Source organism: Pseudomonas sp. (assembly GCF_033723075.1).
Lineage (GTDB): Bacteria > Pseudomonadota > Gammaproteobacteria > Pseudomonadales > Pseudomonadaceae > Aquipseudomonas.
In genome coordinates this window covers 15,603-36,192 of record NZ_JAWVXU010000005.1, presented here as the reverse complement: position 1 = coordinate 36,192, position 20,590 = coordinate 15,603, and the positions used below count along the sequence as shown (strand labels likewise).

The following is a 20,590-nucleotide window of genomic DNA, read 5'->3' as shown; positions in this document are numbered from 1 at the left end:
TGGCGCTTTCAGCGCTTTCAGGGCCCATCGCAGCTATAAAGCCCCACCCACGGGAATGGCCGCCGGGTTACCGAGGGGCACATGCCTGAATCAAATTCAGACTTGAACCGCCGCGTCAGCCGCTACGGCGACGGCGATGTTTGAACGCTCCGGACCTGGCGCCGATAACCCATCCTGGAGCTGACCGGTTCAAACCCGCGCAAATTCGGCAAAGGCCTCGATCACCCGCTCGATGTCCGCGGCGCTGACATCCAGGTGCGTGACCATGCGCAGGCGTGGCGCGGCCGCCAGCTTGATCCCGCGTTCGGCGCAGAAGGCCTTGAGTGCGTCGGCCTGCTCGCCGAGCTGGGCATAGACCATATTGGTATGCACCGGCTCGACCGCGTAGCCCAAGCCGCGCAGCCCTTCGGCCAGGCGATCGGCATTGGCGTGATCCTCGACCAGGCGCGCCACCTGATGTTCCAGGGCATAGAGCCCGGCAGCGGCCAGGATGCCTGCCTGGCGCATACCGCCGCCAACCATCTTGCGCAGGCGCCGCGCCTTGCCGATCAGTTCGTCGCTGCCACACAGCACCGAGCCCACTGGCGCGCCCAGGCCCTTGGACAAACAGACCGAGACCGAATCGAAGTGCCGGGTGATCTCCCTGGCCGCCACGCCCTGTTTGACCGCTGCGTTGTACAGCCGCGCGCCGTCCAGGTGCAGGGCCAAGCCACGTGTGCGGGTCAACGCGCGGGCAGCGGCCAGATAACTCGATGGCAGGACCTTGCCCTGCATGGTGTTTTCCAGCGCCAGCAGACGAGTGCGGGCGAAGTGGAAGTCATCCTGCTTGATGGCCGCCTCGACCTTGGCCAGGTCGAGCGAGCCATCGGCTTCGCCCTCGATCGGCTGCGGCTGGATCGAGCCCAGCACCGCGGCGCCACCACCTTCATATTTATAGGTGTGCGCCTGCTGACCGACGATGTACTCGTCGCCGCGCTCGCAATGGGCCATCAGGCCGAGCAGGTTGCTCATGGTGCCGGTCGGCACGAACAGCGCGCGGGCAAAACCCAGCTCGGCGGCCAGGTACTGCTCCAGGCGGTTGACCGTGGGATCCTCACCGTAGACGTCATCGCCCACCTCGGCCGCCAGCATGGCTTCGCGCATACCCGGGGTTGGCTGGGTAACGGTGTCGCTGCGCAGGTCGATGACAGTCATGGCCGTTTTTCCTTAACGTGACGAAAACCCCGATGCTAAGGCGCCCCAGGCATGGGAACAAGGTACAGATAGGGCAATAGGACGCAGGACAGATCAGTTCGGAGCTGCGCAGGGTCCTTTCGCGGACAAGTCCGCTGTCACAGAAGCAGTCCTGTAGCCCGGATGAACACACGGCGCACCCTACGACGGTTGAGCGCAGCGAGGCTTGTGCATAAACATTGGATCTACAGATCGCCCCCTGGAACCGATCAGGCCAGCTGCACGTCCGCGGCGGGGACGATGAGGATGGCCGCGCGCAGACCGTTTTTCACCTTGGGGTTGGGGAAGATGATCCGCGCATCCGGCTCCTCCACTATCCAGCGAGTGCCGGCCAGATCCTCGGCCAGCAGGTAGCCGACCGGCAGTTTGCTGAAGTTCTCGATATCCGCCGGCAAGTGCAGCTTGAAGGTGTCGCTGTGCTTGATGATTTCCCGCGCCACGGCGAACAACTGCAGCCCGCGCAATTCGGCGTCCTGCTCTTGTGGCTCTGGCTCACAGCCTTCGATGATGTGCTGCAGGCGCTGTTCGAGTAAATCCAGGTTGACCTGCTGATTCTGGCCAAAGGCACGCGCCTTGCCCAGCTCCAGGGTGAACGACTCGGCGCCCAGCTGTGTGTAGGTGTATGCGCTGAAGGTGATCGAGCTCTTGTTGTGCAGCAACACCGCCTCGATCCCTGCGGCATTCAACCGGGCCAGCTCGCGCAAGCTGCGCGGCCGCCCCTCCTGCCAGGGATAAAGGGCGAATTGCTCGATTTGCGAGGCACGGATCGCGGTGTGCAGGTCGTAGTGCAGGCGCGTGCGCTCGGGCTTGCTGAAAAACGTCGCGGCCAGGTGCTCGAGATCACAGGCGCGCATCGCCTCGACCCCGGCATGTCGCTCGTGCTGGCCGTTGAACAGGCGATTGATGTCCTGGTCGATATAGCGCTCGCCACGACGGATCGCCGGCGGATTACCGAACAGGAAGAGGATGCGTGCGCGCGGCTTCAACTCGCCACGGGCAATGCCGCGCAGCAGGCGATCGAGCAATTCGATGGGAGCGGTTTCGTTGCCGTGGATGCCGGCCGAGAGCAGCAGGTCCAGGCCATTGTCGCTGGCCGCTGGCGGCGTCACTTCCAGCGCGCCTTCGGCCAGCCAGCGCAAGCGTGCGCCCTCGGGCGTCAGCTGGATCTTCGCTGCCGGTTCAAAGCCGGCCAGGGTCAGCTCAAGCAATTTGCCGAGGGCAAGCATAGGAGTTACCTCACTCGTGATTGCAGTCGGGACCATGCACGTGCTCGTCGTCGCCGGGCTCTGCCGCTTCCATCTCCAGTTCCAGGCTGACCAGGTTGGTGGCCAGCGGGCGCAGCAACAGATTGGCGTACTCGCTGTCACCTTCCTCCACGTCCACGCCGATCATCAACTGACCATTGCCCACCTGCTGGAACCAGACTTCCTTGCCCTGCCACATCACCGCAAAGCGGGTGCAGGTCGTTTCCAGCTGGGTGCCATCTTCATCTTCGAGGATCAGTTGCAGGACATCGGACATTATTCAAAGCTCCACGCTATACGCCACAAGCAGCAAGTTTAGAACGCCAAGCGGGTGCTTGAGGCTGTTGCCTTGCTTGCTCAGTTCAATTGGAAAGGATAAACCGTGCCCAGTTTAAGGATCTGGGTCAATTCATCCAATGCCGTGCGACATTCAATCAGCAATTGCGGGTCGGCCAATTCGTTCTCGCTGAGGCGATCGCGGTAGTGCTTGTCGACCCAGACATTGAGCGTGTCATACAGCTGCGGGGTCATGATCACCCCCGGATTCACTGCCGCCAGCTCATTATCCTTGAGTGCCACGCGCAAACGCAGGCAGGCCGGGCCACCGCCGTTCTGCATGCTTTGCTTGAGATCGAACACCTTGACCTCGCGAATCGGCCCACTGCCGCTGGTGAGCTGCTGCAGGTAATTCCACACATTGGCGTTGTTGCGGCACTCCTCCGGCACGATCAGCAACATGCCGCCAGCGGCGCGTGACAACAGCTGGCTGTTAAACAGGTAGGACTTCACCGCATCCTCGACCGTGACCGCATCGCGCGGCACGCACACCGCCTGCAGGTTACCGCCACGACGAGCGAGCTTGTCCGCCAGCTCGGCCAGCACCTTGTCGGTATCGAGGAAGGCGTCCTGGTGATAGAACAGCACCTCGCCGTTACCCACCGCAATCACGTCGTTGTGGAATACCCCCTGATCGATCACCGCAGGGTTCTGCTGAGCATAGACCACCCCGGCCTCGCTCAGCCCATGCAGGCGCACCACGGCCTGGGAAGCTTCCAGGGTCTGCCGCGCCGGGTAGCGTTGCGGCGCCGGGAAACGGCCGTCGAAGGCGCTGCGGCCGAACACGAAGAACTCCACCCCGGCATCGCCATAGTCTTTGCAGAAACGCGTGTGGTTGGCCGCGCCCTCGTCGCCGAACTGCGCCACCGCGGGCAAGGCAGCGTGGTGAGCGAAGTGCTGCTCGTTGGCGAACATGGCGCCGAGTACGCGGCTGGTGGTCGGGTGCTCGATGGAGCGGTGAAACTTGCAGTTGAGGTTGGCGGCGGTGAAGTGCACCCGGCCATCGGCCGTATCGGCGCTGGGGCTGACGGTGCAGGCGTTGGCCGTCCACATGCTCGAGGCCGAGCAGCTGGCGACCAGCAGCGGCATGGCCTCCTTTGCCGCCCGCTCGATCACCCGGGCATCGCTGCCGGTAAAGCCGAGGCGGCGCAGCACCGCGACATCCGGGCGTTCCTGCGGGGCCAGTACGCCCTGTTTGAGGCCCATATCCATCAGCGCCTTCATCTTCGCCAGGCCCTGCTTGGCGGCCTCTTTCGGGCTGGAGCCGGCCTGGCTGTTGCTCTGCGAAGCGACGTTGCCGTAGGACAGGCCGCCGTAGTTGTGGGTCGGGCCGACCAGGCCGTCGAAATTCATTTCATAGCCGGACATTACAGGCTTACTCCCGGGGTCAGGGTGGCGGGCAGGCTCAGGCGTTCACTTTCCAGCGAGGCCACCGGATAGGCGCAGTAGTCCGCCGCGTAGTAAGCACTGGCGCGGTGGTTGCCGGAAGCGCCGACGCCACCGAACGGGGCCGTGCTGGCGGCGCCGGTGAGTTGCTTGTTCCAGTTGACGATGCCGGCGCGGCTGTGCAGCCAGAACTGCTGGTAGCGCGCGGCGGAATCCGACAGCAAACCGGCGGCCAGGCCGAACCGGGTGTTGTTGGCCTCGGCGATCGCTTCCTCGAAATCGGCATAACGGATGACCTGCAGCAGCGGGCCGAAGAACTCTTCGTCCGGTCGCCCGGCCACCGCACTGACATCGATGATGCCCGGGGTCAGCAAGGCGGCACCTTTGAGCGGCTGGGTCATCGCCAGTAACGCCGTGGCGCCCTTGTCGAGCAGCTGCTGCTGGGCCTGCAGCAGGTGCTGGGCCGCCGCCAGGGAAATCACCGAGCCCATGAAGGGCGCCGGAGTTTCGTCGAAAGCGCCGACCTTGATCTGCCCGGCGACCTGGACCAGGCGCGCCAGCAGGCTGTCGCCCCACTCGCCCTGCGGCACCAGCAGACGCCGCGCGCAGGTGCAGCGCTGGCCGGCGGAGATGAAGGCCGACTGCACGATGCAGTACACCGCTGCCTCGACATCGGCGAGCTGATCGACGACCAGCGGGTTGTTGCCGCCCATTTCCAGGGCGAGGATCTTCTCCGGGCGACCGGCGAACTGGCTGTGCAGCAGGCTGCCGGTGCTGCTCGAACCGGTGAAGAACAGCCCGTCGATGCCGGGGTTGCCGGCCAGGGCTACGCCGGTGTCGCGCGCGCCCTGCAGCAGATTGAGCACGCCGTCCGGCAGACCGGCTTCGATCCAGCACTTGAGCGTCAGCTCGGCGACTTTCGGCGTCAGTTCGCTGGGCTTGAACAGCACGCAGTTGCCCGCCAGCAACGCCGGCACTATGTGGCCGTTGGGCAGGTGGCCGGGGAAGTTGTAGGGGCCGAACACCGCCACCACGCCATGCGGCTTGTGCCGCAGCACCGCGGTGGCATCGGCCAGCGGGGCACTCTTCTCGCCGGTCCGTTCGCGATAGCTCTGCACCGAGATGGCGACCTTGTTGACCATGCTGGTCACCTCGGTGGCCGACTCCCACAGCGGCTTGCCGGTTTCCTCGCCAATCGCCCGGGCCAGCTCGTCGGCATGTGCCTTGAGGGCCACGGCGAAGCGCTCCAGCACGGCGATGCGCCCGTCCAGGGAGCACGAGGCCCAGCCCGGGAATGCCGCGCGGGCGGCCGCCACGGCGGCCTCGACCTGAGCGACGGAGGCCGCCTGGCCACGCCAGACCACGGCCTGAGTGACGGGATTCAACGATTCCAGGGCTTCGCCCTGACCAAGCTGCCAGCTACCGGCGATGTAATGAGTGCTCATATTGTTTTATCACTCCCAGCAATTTCATCACCCGGCGTTGCGCCGGGTGGGTTATTCGATCGAACGGCCCGGATCGTCTCCAGGCGGCTCGGTATTCAGCCACGGGCCGACAGCGGCACCGCTCTTACCTGGTCGCCGACCGACAAACGCAGGCGCTTGGCGGTCAACGGATCGACCACCAGGGTGCCGGCGGCCAGGCGTGCGGCACCGACGGTGATCCGGCAGTCTTCGCGCTTGCGGTTGTGGATCAGGAAAGCCGTAGCGTCATCGCCCGGCGTACCTATGGCCAGCACCAGCGCCTGGCTATCGCGCACGGCACGGATTTTCGCGGTTTCCGCCTCGATGGCTGGGCCAGCGTCGAAGATGTCGACATAGCCCTGATAACTGAAGCCTTCACCCTTGAGCATGGCCAGCGCCGGCTCGGTATCCGGGTGGACGCGGCCGATGATGCTGCGCGCATCTTCGGAGAGGAAGCAGGTATAGAGCGGGAACTTGGGCATCAACTCGGCGATGAAGGCCTTGTTGCCGACCCCGGTCAGGTAGTCCGCCTGGCTGAACTCCATCTTGAAGAAGTGCCGGCCCAGGCTCTCCCAGAACGGCGAGCGCCCCTGCTCATCGGACATGCCGCGCATCTCGGCGATCACCTTGTCGCCGAACAACTCGCGGAACTCGGCGATAAACAGCAAGCGCGCCTTGGACAGCAGGCGACCATTGAGCCCCGTACGGTGGTCGCTGCGCAGAAACAGCGAACACAGCTCGGAGTTGCCGGTCAGGTCGTTGGCCAGAAACAGGGTGGGAATCTGCCGATGGATATTCAACTCCTGCGAAGCGCTGACGGTCAGGCCCAGGCGGTAGTTGTACCAGGGCTCACGCAGACCGACCGCACCGGCCACGGCGGAAATCCCTACTACCTGGCCGGCGTCGTTTTCCAGCACGAACAGGTAGTCGGTATCGGCGCGCTCGGCTTCGCCCTTGAAGGTCTTTTCTGCCCAGCCGACGCGGTGCGCCAGGCGCTCCTCGTTGGCTGGCAGGGTGGTCAGGCCGGCGCCGGTGGTGCGCGCCAGATCAATCAGGGCCGGAAGATCGGCGGTACGGACGGGACGAACGATCATGCGCTAACTCCTTAAACCGCAACCAGGCGCACGCTGGCACCCTCGCCGACGCCGAGTGCTTCGGCAGCTTCAAGACTGAGGGTGACCGGCTTGCCAGGCACCCAATCCAGGTCCGCGACAATCGCGCGAAAATCCTGCAGCAGGCCATTGCTCACCATATATGGACGCCCACCCTTGATCGGCTCGCCGATCCTGACCGGCACCACGCGACTCTGGGCGATCGAGCGAATCCCCGAGGTGCGCGCATGCAGGGTCGGCCCGCCGTCGAAAATATCGATGTAATGATCGGTCTCGAAGCCTTCGCGCATCAGGATGTCGAAGGTCACCTGGGCCCGCGGGTGCACCTGACCCATGGCTTCCTGCGCCGCATCCGGCAGCAGCGGCACATAGATCGGGTAATGCGGCATCAGCTCGGCCAGAAAGGTCCGGCTCTTCAGCCCGCACAGGCGCTCGGCCTCGGCGTAGGTCATGTCGAAGAAATTGCGCCCCACGGCATCCCAGAACGGCGAATCGCCGTGCTCGTCGCTGTGACCGACGATCTCCACCACCACGGCATCGGCAAAGCGCTCCGGATGATTGGCGACAAACAACAGGCGCGCACGCGAGTTCAGCTCGGACCAGACACTGCCCACCAACGACCGCTCGACGTAGAAGCTGGTCAGCAGGCTGTTGCCGGTCAGGTCGTGGCACAGCGAGAGCACATGGATCTTGTTGTGGATCTTCAGCTCACGCGAGTTGTGCACGAAGGTTTCGTTGCGAAAGCTGTAGAACGGCTCGGAATAGCCGGCCGAGGCGACAATCCCGGAGCAACCGAGCAGGTGGCCGCTGTCGCTGTCTTCGAGGACGAAGAAGTAGCTTTCTTCGCCATTGAAGCTCACCTCGGCGGCCAGCGAGGCATCCGAGGCCGCGATCTTGTCGCGCAGGCGACCGGCATCGTCCGGCAACGAAGTCACACCAACCGGGCTGTCCGCGGCGAGACGCTGCACTTCACTCAGGTCAGCCATTTGCGCGGGGCGCATCACCAGCATGGTGTCACTCCTTTCTCAATAAAAATCCCAGGCCGCTCAGCGCGAACCGCCTGGAAAAACCGTAACCCGAAGGCCACAGCACACACGGAGACAGTCATCCCTGGAAAGTAGCTCGGCTTATCCATAAGCCGAGCAAGCGCAGCCCGTGGCGAGCGCAAGTGGCTCGCCGCCGGACTGTCGGCTCAGGCTTGCGTCAGCTGGACCAGCGCACGTTCGAAACGCGCCAGGCCCTCATCGATATCGACCTCTTCCACCACCAGGCTCGGGGCGAAACGCACCACATCCGGGCCGGCTTGCAGCACCATCACGCCTTGCGCCGCGGCGGCATCGAGAATCGCCTTGGCCTTGCCTTTCCAGGCGTCGCTGAGCACCGCGCCGATCAACAGACCGAGGCCGCGCACCTGACTGAACACGCCGTACTGCTCACCGAACCGCTCCAGGGTGGTCGTGAAGCGCTGCTGCTTGGCCTTCACCCCAGCCAGCACCTGCGGGGTGTTGATCACATCGATCACCGCCTCGGCCACCGCACAGGCCAGCGGGTTGCCGCCGTAGGTGGTGCCATGGGTGCCAACCACCAGGTGTTTGGCCAGCGCTTCGCTGGTGAGCATGGCGCCGATCGGGAAACCACCGCCCAGGCTCTTGGCGCTGGAGAGGATGTCCGGTGTCACCCCGTAATGCTGGTAGGCGAACAGCGAACCGCTGCGGCCCATGCCGGTCTGCACCTCGTCGAAGATCAGCAGCGCGTCGTGCTGGTCGCACAGCTCGCGGGCCGCCTGCAGGTAGGCCAGGTCGGCCGGCAGGACGCCGCCCTCACCCTGGATCGGCTCCAGCACCACGGCGCAGGTCTTGGCGGAAACCGCGGCGCGCAGCGCCTCGATATCGTTGTACGGCACATGGCTGATGCCCTGGATCTTCGGCCCGAAGCCATCGGAATACTTGGGTTGACCGCCGACACTGACGGTAAACAGGGTGCGGCCGTGGAAGCTGTTGGTCGCCGCGATGATTTCGTACTTGTCTTCGCCGAACCTGTCGAAGGCCACCCGACGGGCCAGCTTGAAGGCGGCCTCGTTGGCTTCGGCGCCGGAATTACAGAAGAACACCCGCTCGGCGAAGGTGGCGTCGATCAGCTTGTGCGCCAGGCGCAGGGCCGGCTCGTTGGTGAACACGTTGGAAATGTGCCACAGCGTATTGGCCTGCTCGGTCAAGGCGGCGACCAGGGCCGGATGGCAATGACCCAGGGCATTCACGGCGATGCCGCCAGTGAAGTCGATCAGCTCACGACCGCTTTGATCCCAGACTCGGGAGCCCGCGCCGCGCACCGGAATAAAGCCGGCCGGGGCATAGTTGGGAACCATCACTTGGTCGAAATCGGCGCGTTGCACCGGATCGTGCTGAACGGACATCGGGACTCTCCTGACGAGTAACACCTGCATGGGGTGGCAGGCGATGGGAAGGATTGTAGGGATTGATTCGGGGCTGGCATTGCCGCCATGCGACAACTTCTTACAGCGCCACCCCGAGGAAAACCGCCGCTTTCGCAAATGCGACAGAAAGCGTCGGGAAGGCGCAGTTTAAACGCTGATCGGCACATTCGCGCACGGTGCGCGGCAATTATCCACAAGCTGACCGGCAGGTTTCGCGGCCTACGCGAGTAGGGTGCGCCGTGCGCACCACTCACAGGGACCCTAGGTGCGCACGGCCCAGGCGGCCCCGCGCAGCCTACGCCGTGATCGGCTGCCCCTGCACCATCGGCGGGCCGGCCAGGCCGAGGAACTCGCTCAAGGCGGCTTTCTGCGTCATCGCATCCTGATAGCCCAGTTCGATCAGCTCGTTGCAATAGCCGGCCTCGAACAACAGATAGCTGAGCACCCCCGCGCCGCTGGCCTTGGTCGCCCCCGGCCCACGCAGAAACAGGCGCAGCACCGCCGACAGCTCGTGGCGATGGCGGGCGGCGATCTCGTCCAGCGGCTGGCTCGGCGAAATCACCAGCACCTCCACCGGATTGAGTCCCAGGCCACGCGGACGCTGCTCCGGCGGGATCAGCTTGCTCATCAGGTTGAGCCGCTCGAGCAGTTCGATATCACCCTCCAGGCTGTCGATAAAGGTGCTGTTGAGCATATGCCCGCCGATTTGCGCCAGGCTCGGCGGTTTTACCGCCTGCACCGCGGTGGTGACCGCGCTACCCGACTCGGCCTGCGGGTTGCCACTGACGCCGACCACCAGCACCCGGGTCGCGCCCAGGTGCAGCGCCGGGCTGATAGGCGCGGACTGGCGCACGGCGCCGTCGCCGAAATACTCGCGGTTGATCTTCACCGGCGGGAACAGCAGCGGAATCGAAGAACTGGCCAGCAGATGCTCGACGCACAGCCGGGTCGGCACCCCGACCCGGCGATGGCGCATCCAGGGGTCGATGGTGGCGCGCCCCTGATAGAAGGTCACCGCATGCCCGGACTCGTAACCGAACGCCGTCACCGCCACCGCCCGCAACTGGCGCTGGCGAACCGCAGCGGCGATCCCGGAAAAATCCAGCTCGCGCTTGAGCAACTCGCGCAGCGGCGAACTGTCGAGCAGCGCCACCGGCACTTCCCCCCCCAGGCCCAGCAGGCTGTGGCCGATGAAGCGACTGGCCTGGCGCAACACCCCCGGCCAGTCGCTGCGATACACCTGGGCGGTATGAAAACCCTGCCAAACGCTGGTCAGGCGGCGCACCGCCTCGCCAAAATGCAAGGCCCCGCACGCCAGGCCGACCGCGTTGATGGCCCCGGCCGAGGTGCCGACGATCACCGGAAAGGGATTCTGCGCCGCATCCGGCAGCAAATCGGCAATCGCCGCCAACACCCCGACCTGATAAGCCGCCCGCGCGCCGCCGCCGGAAAGAATCAACCCGGTGACCGGCTGGCTGGAAGGTGTGCTGGGTGTCATAGAGGCTTCCTAGTCCTTAACTTGCAGCCTGCAGGAGGGCCGCCCGGCCGAGCCTACCGCCGGTCTTATCAAAAAATAAATAAGTCATTGTTTTATATGGATAAGTTAAAGAATAACAAAGACCTGTAGGAGCGGGGGGACGCCCAGTTCCTACAGGTACCCACAAGCCAATAAACGCAATTGCCTCCAGTTTGCTGAGCGGTAGCGCCCCGTCGTAGATGGCGAGCGAACTCCGCGCCAACAGCGCAGCCACTAGCTGCGGCGCTTCTTGTAGATCTTTTCCTCACCGGCCGGGCGCGTCTTGAAGCGCCGGTGGGCCCACAGGTACTGCTCGGGCTGCTGGCGAATCGCCGCCTCGATCCACTGATTGACCCGCAAACAGTCGGCCTCCTCGCTCTCCCCGGGGAAATCCGCCAGCGGCGGGTGCACCACCACCCTGTAGCCGGAGCCGTCGGCCAGCCGCGTCTGGGTGAAGGGAATCACCCGCGCCCGGCCCAGACGGGCGAACTTGCTGGTCGCCGTCACAGTCGCTGCCGGCACACCGAACAGCGGCACGAAAATACTGCGCTGCGCGCCATAGTCCTGATCCGGCGCGTACCAGATCACCTTGCCGGCGCGCAGCAGCTTGAGCATGCCGCGCACGTCGTCGCGCCCGATCACACCCTGCAGACGCTGCTCGCGGCCACGGCGCTGGACATAGTCGAACAGTGGATTCTTGTGCGGCCGGTACATGCCGTACATGTCCTGGCGCATGCCCAGCAGGCCGCCGCCCATCTCCAGGGTGGTGAAATGCAAAGCCATCAACAGCACGCCCTGCCCATCGGCCTCGGCCGCGCGCAGGTGCTCGAGCCCCTCGACCTGCCCCAGCCTGGCCAGTCGCGCCGCCGGCCACCACCAACTGATCGCCATCTCGAAGAAGGTCATGCCGGTCGAGGCGAAATTTTCCCGCAACAAGGCACCGCGCTCATCGGCCGACAGCTCGGGGAAACACAGCTTCAGGTTGCGCGCGGCAATCTGCCGGCGCGAACGCGCCAGATGAAACATCAAGCCGCCAAGCCGACGCCCCAGCCACATCAGTAGCGGATAAGGCAGAAGCGCGACCAGCCACAGCAGGCCAAGCCCCAGCCACAGCGGCCAGAAGCGTGGACGCAGGAAACAGGCACGAAAGACTGGACGATCCATCAACGATCCCGAGCAAGGCATAAAGCCCGGCATTCTAGCAGGCCGTTGAAAAATGTAGCGAGCGATGCCCGGGGGCCTGTTGCTCCGCTTCGCTGCGTTGCAACGCGGCCTCGCCTGGCGCAGTCGTTTTCAACGGCCTGCCAGCACCGGCGTTCTGGCGGGAATCACGCAAAGGCTCGACCCGGCTTGCAGCCCAGCGGGGTTATCGCTATAAGTCCGGGCTACTTTCGTCACGACCGACAAGGCGTATCAGGCAGACCATGAGCCAAGCCGATCTACTCGAGCAAGACCCCGTATTCCAGCTCAAGGGCAGCATGCTGGCCATCACCGTGCTGGAACTGGCGCACAACGACCTCGAGCGCCTCGACCAGCAACTGGCGGCCAAAGTCGCCCAGGCGCCGAATTTCTTCAGCAATACCCCGCTGGTATTGGCCCTGGACAAGCTGCCGGAAGGCGAAGGCAGCCTCGACCTGGGCGCACTGATGGCCGTATGCCGCAACCATGGCCTGCGCACCCTGGCCGTGCGCGCCAACCGCGAAGACGACATCGCCGCCGCTGGCGCCCTGGATTTGCCGGTGCTGCCGCCCTCCGGCGCCCGCGAGCGCGCGGTCGATCCGACCGACGGTAACGCCCCGGAGAAACAAGCGGAAAAGCCCGCAGAGCCCGAGATCAGGCCGAGCAAGATCATCACCAGCCCGGTGCGCGGCGGCCAGCAGGTCTATGCCCAGGGCGGCGACCTGATTGTCCTGGCACCGGTCAGCTCCGGCGCGGAACTTCTCGCCGATGGCAACATCCATGTTTACGCGCCCATGCGCGGTCGCGCCCTGGCCGGTATTCAGGGCAACACCAAGGCATACATTTTCTGCCAGCAGATGGGCGCGGAGCTGCTGTCCATCGCCGGCCACTACAAGGTTGCCGAAGACCTGCGCCGCGACCCGTTATGGGGCGAGGCGGTACAAGTCAGCTTGTCGGGTGACGTGTTGAACATCACCCGCCTTTAACGGATACTGCCGCCAATTTTCAGGGACATAAAAAAGGCATCTGGAAGCCCCGCACGGCTGTCGGATTCCCGTCTTTCTTCACATTTTGGGGTGAATCACCTTGGCCAAGATCCTAGTAATCACTTCCGGCAAGGGTGGCGTGGGTAAAACCACCACCAGCGCCGCCATCGGTACCGGCCTCGCCCTGCGCGGGCACAAGACCGTCATCGTCGACTTCGACGTCGGCTTGCGCAATCTCGACCTGATCATGGGCTGTGAGCGTCGCGTGGTGTATGACTTCGTCAACGTGGTCAACGGCGAAGCCACGCTGAAGCAGGCGCTGATCAAGGACAAGCGCCTGGAAAACCTCTACGTGCTGGCCGCCAGCCAGACCCGCGACAAAGACGCGCTGACCGAGGAAGGCGTGGAAAAAGTCATCAACGAACTGCGCGAGAACTTCGAGTACGTGGTCTGCGACTCGCCGGCCGGTATCGAAAAAGGCGCGCACCTGGCGATGTACTTCGCCGATGAAGCGATTGTCGTGACCAACCCCGAGGTTTCCTCGGTACGCGACTCCGACCGCATGCTCGGCCTGCTGGCGAGCAAATCGCGGCGCGCCGTGAAAGGCGAAGAGCCGATCAAGGAACACCTGCTGCTGACCCGCTACAACCCGGAGCGGGTAACCCGTGGCGAAATGCTCGGCGTGGAAGACGTCGAGGAAATCCTCGCCATCCGCCTGCTCGGCGTGATCCCCGAATCGCAAGCCGTGTTGAAAGCCTCCAACCAGGGCGTACCGGTCATCCTCGACGACCAAAGCGACGCCGGCCAGGCCTACAGCGATGCCGTCGACCGTCTGCTCGGCAAGGAAGTTGCCCATCGCTTTCTCGATGTGCAGAAGAAAGGACTCATGCAACGCTTGTTTGGAGCTCGCTAATGAATATTTTTGACTTCTTTCGTGAACGCAAAAAGGAGCCCACTGCGTCCATTGCGAAAGAGCGTCTGCAGATCATCGTCGCCCACGAGCGCGGCCAGCGCAGCCAGCCGGACTACCTGCCGGCCCTGCAGCAAGAGCTGGTCGAGGTGATTCGCAAGTACGTCAACATCGACTCGGACCAGGTGCAAGTCGCCCTGGAAAACCAGGGCAGCTGCTCGATCCTGGAACTCAACATCACCCTGCCGGATCGCTAATTCGTTTCCGGCGGCGAAACCTGACTAGATGGCGGCCTCAAGGGCCGCCATTTTATTCCAGCCACACACAGCCCCCCAACACCGCCAGCCAAGAAGCCCATGCCGCTCAGCCAAGTAGAAATTCTCCACCAGGACGCCGCCCTGCTGGTGATCAACAAGCCCACCCTGCTGCTCTCGGTGCCCGGCCGCGCCGAGGACAACAAGGACTGCCTGGTCACCCGCCTGCAGGATAACGGCTTCCCGGAGGCGCGCATCGTCCATCGCCTGGACTGGGAGACCTCGGGCATCATCGTCCTGGCCCGCGACGTCGACAGCCACCGCGAACTGTCGCGCCAGTTCCACGACCGCGAGACGGAAAAAGCCTACATCGCCCTGTGCTGGGGCCAGCCCGAGCAGGACAGCGGCAGCATCGACCTGCCACTGCGCTACGACCCGCCGACCAAGCCGCGGCATGTGGTCGACCATGAGGTCGGCAAACACGCCCTGACCCACTGGCGCGTGCTCGAACGCTGCGGCGACTACAGCCGGGTCGAACTGACCCCGATCACCGGCCGTTCGCACCAGCTGCGCGTGCACATGCTGTCGATCGGCCACCCGCTGCTCGGCGACGCCCTCTACGCCCCGCCCCTGGCCCTGGCCGCCTACCCGCGCCTGTGCCTGCACGCCTGCATGCTCGCCCTGAGCCACCCGCAAAGCGGCGAACGCCTGCGCTTCGACTGCCCCGCACCGTTTTAGCCTCACGTAGGTGCGCCGCGCGCACCAATACCCCCGCACCATAGTCTCGAACGCCGGTGCGCACGGCGCACCCTACCCGACTGGCGTAGGCCGATGATCGTTGCCAGGCACCACATCGCCGTACTTATGCCCGCAACCTGGATGCTGCGCCTACCTATCATTCGATAATGTTCTTAAAACCGCCCTTGAAGCCGTACTTGGCCGCCAACATATTTTTTTCGACGGGGCCTGAAGCCTCGGCCTCGAGCCCCGCAAACATGTCTCTGGTCAACTCACCACAGGAGGTTTGCGATGTACGAATCCCTGTTTAACTTCCCGGGCGGCCTGCTCGCCGAGTTCGAACGGCTGCAGCAGGATTTGCAGCAAGAGTTTGCCAATCTCGGCCGACCGGGCAGCATTCGGGCGCTTGCCAGTGGTGCCTTCCCGAACATCAACGTCGGCAGCACCCCTGGGACGATCGAGGTCTACGCCTTCGCCCCGGGCCTCGACCCGGCCAAACTGGATATCCAGATCGACCACGGCCTGCTGTCGATCAGCGGCGAGCGCGTCAGCGCCGAGCCGCAAGACAACGGCACCCTGTCGGTCTATTCCAACGAGCGGTTCAGCGGGCACTTCAAGCGCACCGTAAACCTGTCCAAGGATGCCGATCCGGACAAGGTCGAGGCGCACTACCGCAATGGCGTGCTGCACATCAAGGTGGCGCGTCAGGAGTCGGCCCAACCCAAGCGCATCACTATCCAATGACATTTCGCTAAGGAGGAAACTGCGATGACCGAGAAACAAGTAGTCCGCCGCGGCGACTCCGCGGAAGAACTGCAGACGCTGTCGCCGCGGGTCGATGTGTTCGAGAACAAGGACGGCATTCTGCTGGTCGCCGACATGCCGGGCGTGCCCAAGGACAAGCTCGAGTTGCGGGTCGAAAACGACACCCTGCTGATCGAAGGCGAGATAGCCCCCGATACCCCGGAAAACATGGAACCGGTGTATGCCGAGGTGCGCCTGTCGCGTTATCGCCGGGCCTTCAGCCTGAGCTCGGAACTGGATACCTCGCGGATCGACGCCCAGCTGCGCGATGGCGTGCTCAACCTGCGCATTCCCAAGCAGGCCCACGCGCAACCGCGCAAGATCGAGGTAAATGTCGCCTGAACTGCCTCAGCGGCCGGGCCCAAGCCTGGCCCGGCCGCCCGCACTCTGGAGGTCAACCGATGGAAAAGCTTACCGATCTGAAACACGGCCTGGAGGAAACCTGGCACTCGCTCGGCGAGGGCTGGCGGAGCTTGCGCGAACGCACCAGCGGCGCCCTGACCCGCTTCACCCCATCGACCAGGAACAAGGCCTCGACCGAGGTAGCGGCCGAGGCCCCGGCGGCGTCAGCGGCTCACACCGACTTCCCCTCGGCGAACTGGGCCCTGCTGGCCGGCGATGTGTTCGAGGACAGCGACAAGTTCGTCGTGCGCCTGGAAGTCCCCGGCCTGGACAAGCAGGACCTGGATATAGAAGTGCGCAATGACGTGCTGATCGTGCGCGGCGAGAAACGTTACGAGCAGGAATCCGGCAGCGGCCAGTATCGCGTGCGCCAGTGCGCCTTCGGCAGCTTCCATCGCAGCATCCCGCTGCCCTTGCCGGTGCTTGCCGAGAAGACCTCGGCCAGCTACCGCAACGGCGTGCTGCGCATCGAATTGCCCAAGGCCGAACATGCCCGCGGCCGGCGCATCGAAGTCCGCGGCGAATAAGCAAGACAGGCGCCGTTCGGTAACCCAATGCAATCCGGAGCATCGGCGGTGACCACAAGACCGCTCCCGGATTGCATCCGGGCTAGGGTTTTCAGGTGCTTCGCAGGAGAGCGGGCCATGCCCGCGATGCTTTTTGTCAGCGAGTTCTATCGTGGCCAGGGACTGGCCCCCCGCCAGTTCCTTCGTCCTGCGAGGCTTGCACATGACCATAGGATCTACGGGACAACCAGTCCCGTAGATCCTGCCTTGGTCGTGATAGCCCGCAGGCTCACCTCTGCCAATGTGTCCAGAGCGGCGCTCCCTGGCGCGCCCTCGAAGCCGCGCGCGATTCAGCGCACGGCCCGCAAGCCAATAACAATTGATAAGTATTAGCATTATGAATTAAGGTTCGCGTTTTCCCTGTGCGCCGCCACAGGAGCGTTTTTGGGAGCCTTGTATGTTCTACCTGCAGAGCGTCAGCTTCAGTTTGTCCGATCGAACCCTGTTGCACCCACTCAACCTGAGCATCGCCCACGGCCAGATGGTCGGCCTGATCGGGCACAACGGTTCCGGCAAATCCACCCTGCTGAAACTGCTTGCCCGCCAGCAGGCACCGAGCCATGGCAACCTGAGCCTGGACGGCAAACCCCTCGCCGACTGGCAGGAACGCGCCTTTGCCCGTGAAGTGGCCTACCTGCCGCAACAATTGCCGGCGGCTTCCAGCCTGACGGTACGCGAGCTGGTGGGTTTCGGCCGCTACCCCTGGCACGGCCTGCTCGGTCGCTTCAGCCAAAATGATCATGAAAAAGTGGCCCAGGCCCTGAGCCTGACCGATACCGAGCGCTTCGCCGAGCGTCTGGTCGACAGCCTGTCCGGCGGCGAGCGCCAGCGCGTCTGGCTGGCCATGCTGCTGGCCCAGGACAGCCGCTACCTGCTGCTCGACGAACCGACCTCGGCCCTCGATATCGCCCATCAGGTGGAGGTACTGGCCCTGGTGCGCGACCTTAGCCAGCGCCTGGACCTGGGCGTGGTGGTGGTACTGCACGACATCAATATGGCCAGCCGTTATTGCGACCGCCTGATCGCGCTGCACAGCGGCCGCCTGCTGACCCAGGGCACGCCGCAGGAACTGATGACCGACAGCACCCTGGAAGCCATCTACGGCATCCCCATGAATGTGCTGCAGCATGCCGGCCAACCCATCGCCGTGGTGAACTGATGCGCACCTGGCTTGCGCTCTGCCTGCTGCTGATCGGCTCCGTTGCCCAGGCTGCGCCGCCGCAACGCATCGCGGTGATCGACTGGGGCATCGCCGAAACCCTGCTGGGCCTGGGCGTCAGCCCCATCGCCGTGGCGCAGACCGAAGGCTATCGACGCTGGGTCGGCACACCTGCATTGCCAGCGGATGTGGTCGATCTCGGTCTGCGGGTCGAGCCCAATCTGGAATTGCTCAGCCAGCTCGAACCCGACCTGATCCTGATCACCCCGCAGTTCGCGGCCAGCCGCGCGCAGCTCGAACGCATCGCCCCGGTGCATTCTCTGGCCATCTATACCCGCGAAGCGGAAGGCTATGTCGGCGCACAACAAGTCACCCGCGAGCTGGCCGCCCTGCTCGAGCGGGAGACCGAAGGCGAAGCGCTGATCGAGCGGATCGACGCCAGGCTGCTGCAGGTACGCCAACGCCTGAGCCAGTACCCGTTGCCGGCGTTCTATATCACCACCTTTCTCGATGCCCGGCATGTACGCCTGTTCGGCAAGCAGAGCCTGTACCAGGGCGTGCTGGATCGCGTCGGCCTGCGCAACGCCTGGCAGGGTCCGACCAACTACTGGGGCTTTACCCAGGTGGGGATCGAGCGCCTGGCCGAACAGCCGGCGGCCGCGCTGATCTATCTCGAACCCCTGCCGCCCGGCACCGCCCAAGGCCTGGCCAACAGTGCCCTGTGGCAACGCCTGCCCATGGTCCGCGAACAGCGGGTCCATGGCCTGGCGCCGGTATGGAGTTTCAACGGGTTGCTGGCGGCCGAGCGCTTCGCCGGCCTGCTCGAGCAGCGTCTGAGCGAGGAGTACGGTCATGACTGAATCGGTGGCCCACCTGCCGCTCGGCCCACGCCGGGGCTTCAATGCCAGCCCCTTCTGGCTGTGCGCCCTGCTCCTGCTCGGCGTAGCGGCGCTAGCGATCAACGATTTGACCCTGCGCCTGCCCGGCACCCTCTGGCTGCAGGCGCTCTGGCAACCGGACGACGGCGATATCCGCCAACTGGTGCTGCATTACAGCTGGCTGCCACGCCTGTGCATGGCTGCATTGTGTGGCGCGACCCTGGCCCTGGCCGGTACGGTGATGCAGCAGGTGCTGCGCAACCCCCTGGCCTCGCCCACCACCCTGGGCGTGGCCAGCGGCGCGCAACTGGCCCTGGTGGTCGCCACCCTGTGGGCCCCCGGCCTGCTGCTGATCGGCCGTGAGTGGGTGGCCATGGCCGGTGGCGCTGCCGCTGCGTTGCTGGTGTTCAGCCTGGCCTGGAAACGCGGCCTGGCACCCTTGACCCTGATCCTCGCCGGCCTGGTGGTCAGCCTGTACCTGAGCGCGCTGAACACCAGCCTGATGCTGATTCAGCAGCAGGACATGAACGCGGTATTTATCTGGGGCTCGGGCTCACTGAGCCAGAACAGCTGGAACGGCGTGGACTTCCTGCTGCCGCGCCTGGGCCTCGGCCTGCTTCTGCTGCTGCCGTTGCTGCGCCCCCTGGGCCTGCTCGAACTCGACGACAATGGCGCGAAAAGCCTCGGCGTGCCGATTCAGTTCCTGCGTTTCTTCAGCCTCACCCTGGCGGTGTTCCTCAGTGCCTGCGTGGTCAGCGTGGTCGGGGTGATCGGTTTCATCGGCCTGGCCGCACCGGCTCTGGTACGCCTGCTCGGTGCACGCACGCTGCGCGCCCGGCTGATCTGGGCACCGACCCTGGGCGCACTGCTGCTGTGCGTCACCGACCTGGGCATCCAGTATCTGGCCGGCAGCCTGGCCGAGCTGATCCCCACCGGTGCCGCCACCGCATTGCTCGGCGCGCCGCTACTGCTCTGGCTGCTGCCGCGGTTAAAACTGAGCGGCGGCCAACCCCAGGGCGAAAGCGCCGCGGCAACCCTGCGTTATCCGCGCCCGACGCTGCGTTTGCTGCAACTGGGCGGTGTGCTGGTCGCCAGCCTGTTGCTGGCCCTGGCCATCGGCAAGGGGCTCGAAGGCTGGCAATGGCAGCTCGGCGATCTGCAACTGCTCGACTGGCGCTTGCCGCGGGTCACGGCTGCCGCGGCGGCCGGCTTGATGCTGGCCATCGCCGGCACGCTGATCCAGCGCCTGACCGGCAACCCCATGGCCAGCCCGGAAGTCCTGGGCATCAGCGCCGGCGCCGCGCTGGGGTTGATCGCCGTGCTGTTTCTGCTGCCCTACTCCGGGCTGCCGGCGCAGCTCGCCCTCGGCGGCCTGGGCGCGCTGCTGACCTTGCTGTTGCTGCTGGGTATGAGCCGACGCAGTGGCTTCGCCGCGGAACGGGTGCTGCTGATCGGCATCGCCATCAGCGCGTTTTTCGATGCGCTGCAGGTGATCATCCTCGCCGGCGGCGACCCGCGCGGACAGAACCTGCTGAGCTGGCTGTCCGGCTCGACCTACTTCGTGACAGGGCAAACGGCCCTCGGCGTGCTGCTGTGCGCCGCCCTTCTGCTGCTGGCGGCCCTGCCCTGCGCGCGCTGGCTGGAACTGCTGCCCCTGGGCGACAGCAGCGCCAAGGCCCTGGGCGTGCACCTGGGCAAGAGCCGTTTCTATCTGCTGCTGCTGGCGGCGCTGCTGACCGCCGGCGCGACCCTGATCGTCGGCCCGCTGAGCTTTATCGGCCTGCTCGCCTCGCACCTGGCGCGCCTGCTCGGGCTGACCCGCGCCCTGCCGCAACTGCTGGGCGCGGCGCTGCTGGGGGCGACCGTGATGGTGCTGGCCGACTGGCTGGGGCGCAACCTGCTGTTCCCGATCCAGCTACCGGCCGGCCTGCTCGCCTCGCTGGTCGGCGGTGCCTACTTTATGCTGTGCCTGCGTAAGCGTTGATCCAGT

General features: G+C 64.9%; 20 protein-coding genes. 10 read left to right on the top strand and 10 right to left on the bottom strand.

The features are described from left to right. Window positions 1–189: 189 nt before the first annotated feature. From ltaE to R3355_RS07440, 10 genes are all read right to left on the bottom strand, one after another. Complete coding sequence (gene ltaE, locus R3355_RS07485; protein ID WP_318960701.1) at window positions 190–1,194, bottom strand: low-specificity L-threonine aldolase; 1,005 nt, start codon at window positions 1,192–1,194, stop codon at window positions 190–192. A gap of 248 nt (window positions 1,195–1,442) precedes the next feature. Next, window positions 1,443–2,459, bottom strand: coding sequence for a succinylglutamate desuccinylase (gene astE, locus R3355_RS07480; protein ID WP_318948812.1), 1,017 nt, complete (start codon window positions 2,457–2,459; stop codon window positions 1,443–1,445). A gap of 10 nt (window positions 2,460–2,469) precedes the next feature. Next, window positions 2,470–2,754 (bottom strand): topoisomerase II, encoded by a 285-nt coding sequence (locus R3355_RS07475; RefSeq protein WP_318948813.1) that lies wholly within the window; start codon window positions 2,752–2,754, stop codon window positions 2,470–2,472. An 80-nt stretch (window positions 2,755–2,834) separates the two neighbouring features. Then, window positions 2,835–4,181 (bottom strand): N-succinylarginine dihydrolase, encoded by a 1,347-nt coding sequence (astB, locus tag R3355_RS07470; protein WP_318960700.1) that lies wholly within the window; start codon window positions 4,179–4,181, stop codon window positions 2,835–2,837. Beyond that, window positions 4,181–5,644 (bottom strand): succinylglutamate-semialdehyde dehydrogenase, encoded by a 1,464-nt coding sequence (gene astD / locus R3355_RS07465; RefSeq protein WP_318960699.1) that lies wholly within the window; start codon window positions 5,642–5,644, stop codon window positions 4,181–4,183. Before astD ends, astB begins: the two co-directional genes overlap by 1 nt. Window positions 5,645–5,739: 95 nt before the next feature. Next, the gene (gene astA / locus R3355_RS07460) at window positions 5,740–6,756 is read right to left on the bottom strand and encodes an arginine N-succinyltransferase (protein ID WP_318960698.1); all 1,017 of its coding nucleotides are present in this window, start codon (window positions 6,754–6,756) and stop codon (window positions 5,740–5,742) included. Between the two features lie 11 nt (window positions 6,757–6,767). Then, window positions 6,768–7,784 (bottom strand): arginine/ornithine succinyltransferase subunit alpha, encoded by a 1,017-nt coding sequence (gene aruF / locus R3355_RS07455; protein WP_318960697.1) that lies wholly within the window; start codon window positions 7,782–7,784, stop codon window positions 6,768–6,770. A gap of 182 nt (window positions 7,785–7,966) precedes the next feature. Then, window positions 7,967–9,187 carry an aspartate aminotransferase family protein gene (locus R3355_RS07450; protein WP_318960696.1) on the bottom strand — a complete coding sequence of 407 codons (1,221 nt, stop codon included), beginning with the start codon at window positions 9,185–9,187 and terminating at the stop codon, window positions 7,967–7,969. Window positions 9,188–9,503: 316 nt separating this feature from the next. Next, window positions 9,504–10,706: a patatin-like phospholipase family protein gene (locus tag R3355_RS07445; RefSeq protein WP_318960695.1), complete on the bottom strand. Its 1,203-nt coding sequence runs from the start codon at window positions 10,704–10,706 to the stop codon at window positions 9,504–9,506. 252 nt (window positions 10,707–10,958) lie between these two features. Then, window positions 10,959–11,888: a lipid A biosynthesis lauroyl acyltransferase gene (locus R3355_RS07440; protein ID WP_318950753.1), complete on the bottom strand. Its 930-nt coding sequence runs from the start codon at window positions 11,886–11,888 to the stop codon at window positions 10,959–10,961. Window positions 11,889–12,148: 260 nt separating this feature from the next. On the opposite strand from R3355_RS07440, the gene minC reads away from it, so the two are divergent. The 10 genes from minC (at window position 12,149) to fhuB (ending at window position 20,584) form a co-directional block, all read left to right on the top strand. Beyond that, window positions 12,149–12,889, top strand: coding sequence for a septum site-determining protein MinC (minC, locus tag R3355_RS07435; protein ID WP_318960694.1), 741 nt, complete (start codon window positions 12,149–12,151; stop codon window positions 12,887–12,889). Between the two features lie 100 nt (window positions 12,890–12,989). Beyond that, window positions 12,990–13,802: a septum site-determining protein MinD gene (gene minD, locus R3355_RS07430; protein ID WP_318950757.1), complete on the top strand. Its 813-nt coding sequence runs from the start codon at window positions 12,990–12,992 to the stop codon at window positions 13,800–13,802. Then, a complete protein-coding gene (minE, locus tag R3355_RS07425) occupies window positions 13,802–14,056 on the top strand; it encodes a cell division topological specificity factor MinE (protein WP_271349308.1) in 255 nt (84 codons plus the stop codon). The genes minD and minE overlap by 1 nt, the downstream gene beginning before the upstream one ends. A gap of 99 nt (window positions 14,057–14,155) precedes the next feature. Beyond that, window positions 14,156–14,791 carry an RluA family pseudouridine synthase gene (locus R3355_RS07420; protein WP_318960693.1) on the top strand — a complete coding sequence of 212 codons (636 nt, stop codon included), beginning with the start codon at window positions 14,156–14,158 and terminating at the stop codon, window positions 14,789–14,791. Window positions 14,792–15,082: 291 nt separating this feature from the next. Continuing rightward, window positions 15,083–15,535 carry an Hsp20/alpha crystallin family protein gene (locus tag R3355_RS07415; RefSeq protein WP_318960692.1) on the top strand — a complete coding sequence of 151 codons (453 nt, stop codon included), beginning with the start codon at window positions 15,083–15,085 and terminating at the stop codon, window positions 15,533–15,535. Window positions 15,536–15,559: 24 nt separating this feature from the next. Further along, window positions 15,560–15,937 (top strand): Hsp20/alpha crystallin family protein, encoded by a 378-nt coding sequence (locus R3355_RS07410; RefSeq protein WP_318960690.1) that lies wholly within the window; start codon window positions 15,560–15,562, stop codon window positions 15,935–15,937. A 59-nt stretch (window positions 15,938–15,996) separates the two neighbouring features. After that, window positions 15,997–16,524 carry an Hsp20/alpha crystallin family protein gene (locus tag R3355_RS07405; RefSeq protein ID WP_318960689.1) on the top strand — a complete coding sequence of 176 codons (528 nt, stop codon included), beginning with the start codon at window positions 15,997–15,999 and terminating at the stop codon, window positions 16,522–16,524. A gap of 436 nt (window positions 16,525–16,960) precedes the next feature. Then, a complete protein-coding gene (locus R3355_RS07400) occupies window positions 16,961–17,722 on the top strand; it encodes an ATP-binding cassette domain-containing protein (RefSeq protein ID WP_318960688.1) in 762 nt (253 codons plus the stop codon). Next, window positions 17,722–18,582, top strand: a complete 861-nt coding sequence (locus tag R3355_RS07395; protein WP_318960687.1) for an ABC transporter substrate-binding protein — start codon at window positions 17,722–17,724, stop codon at window positions 18,580–18,582. The genes R3355_RS07400 and R3355_RS07395 overlap by 1 nt, the downstream gene beginning before the upstream one ends. Further along, complete coding sequence (gene fhuB / locus R3355_RS07390; RefSeq protein ID WP_318960686.1) at window positions 18,575–20,584, top strand: Fe(3+)-hydroxamate ABC transporter permease FhuB; 2,010 nt, start codon at window positions 18,575–18,577, stop codon at window positions 20,582–20,584. The genes R3355_RS07395 and fhuB overlap by 8 nt, the downstream gene beginning before the upstream one ends. Window positions 20,585–20,590: the final 6 nt, after the last annotated feature.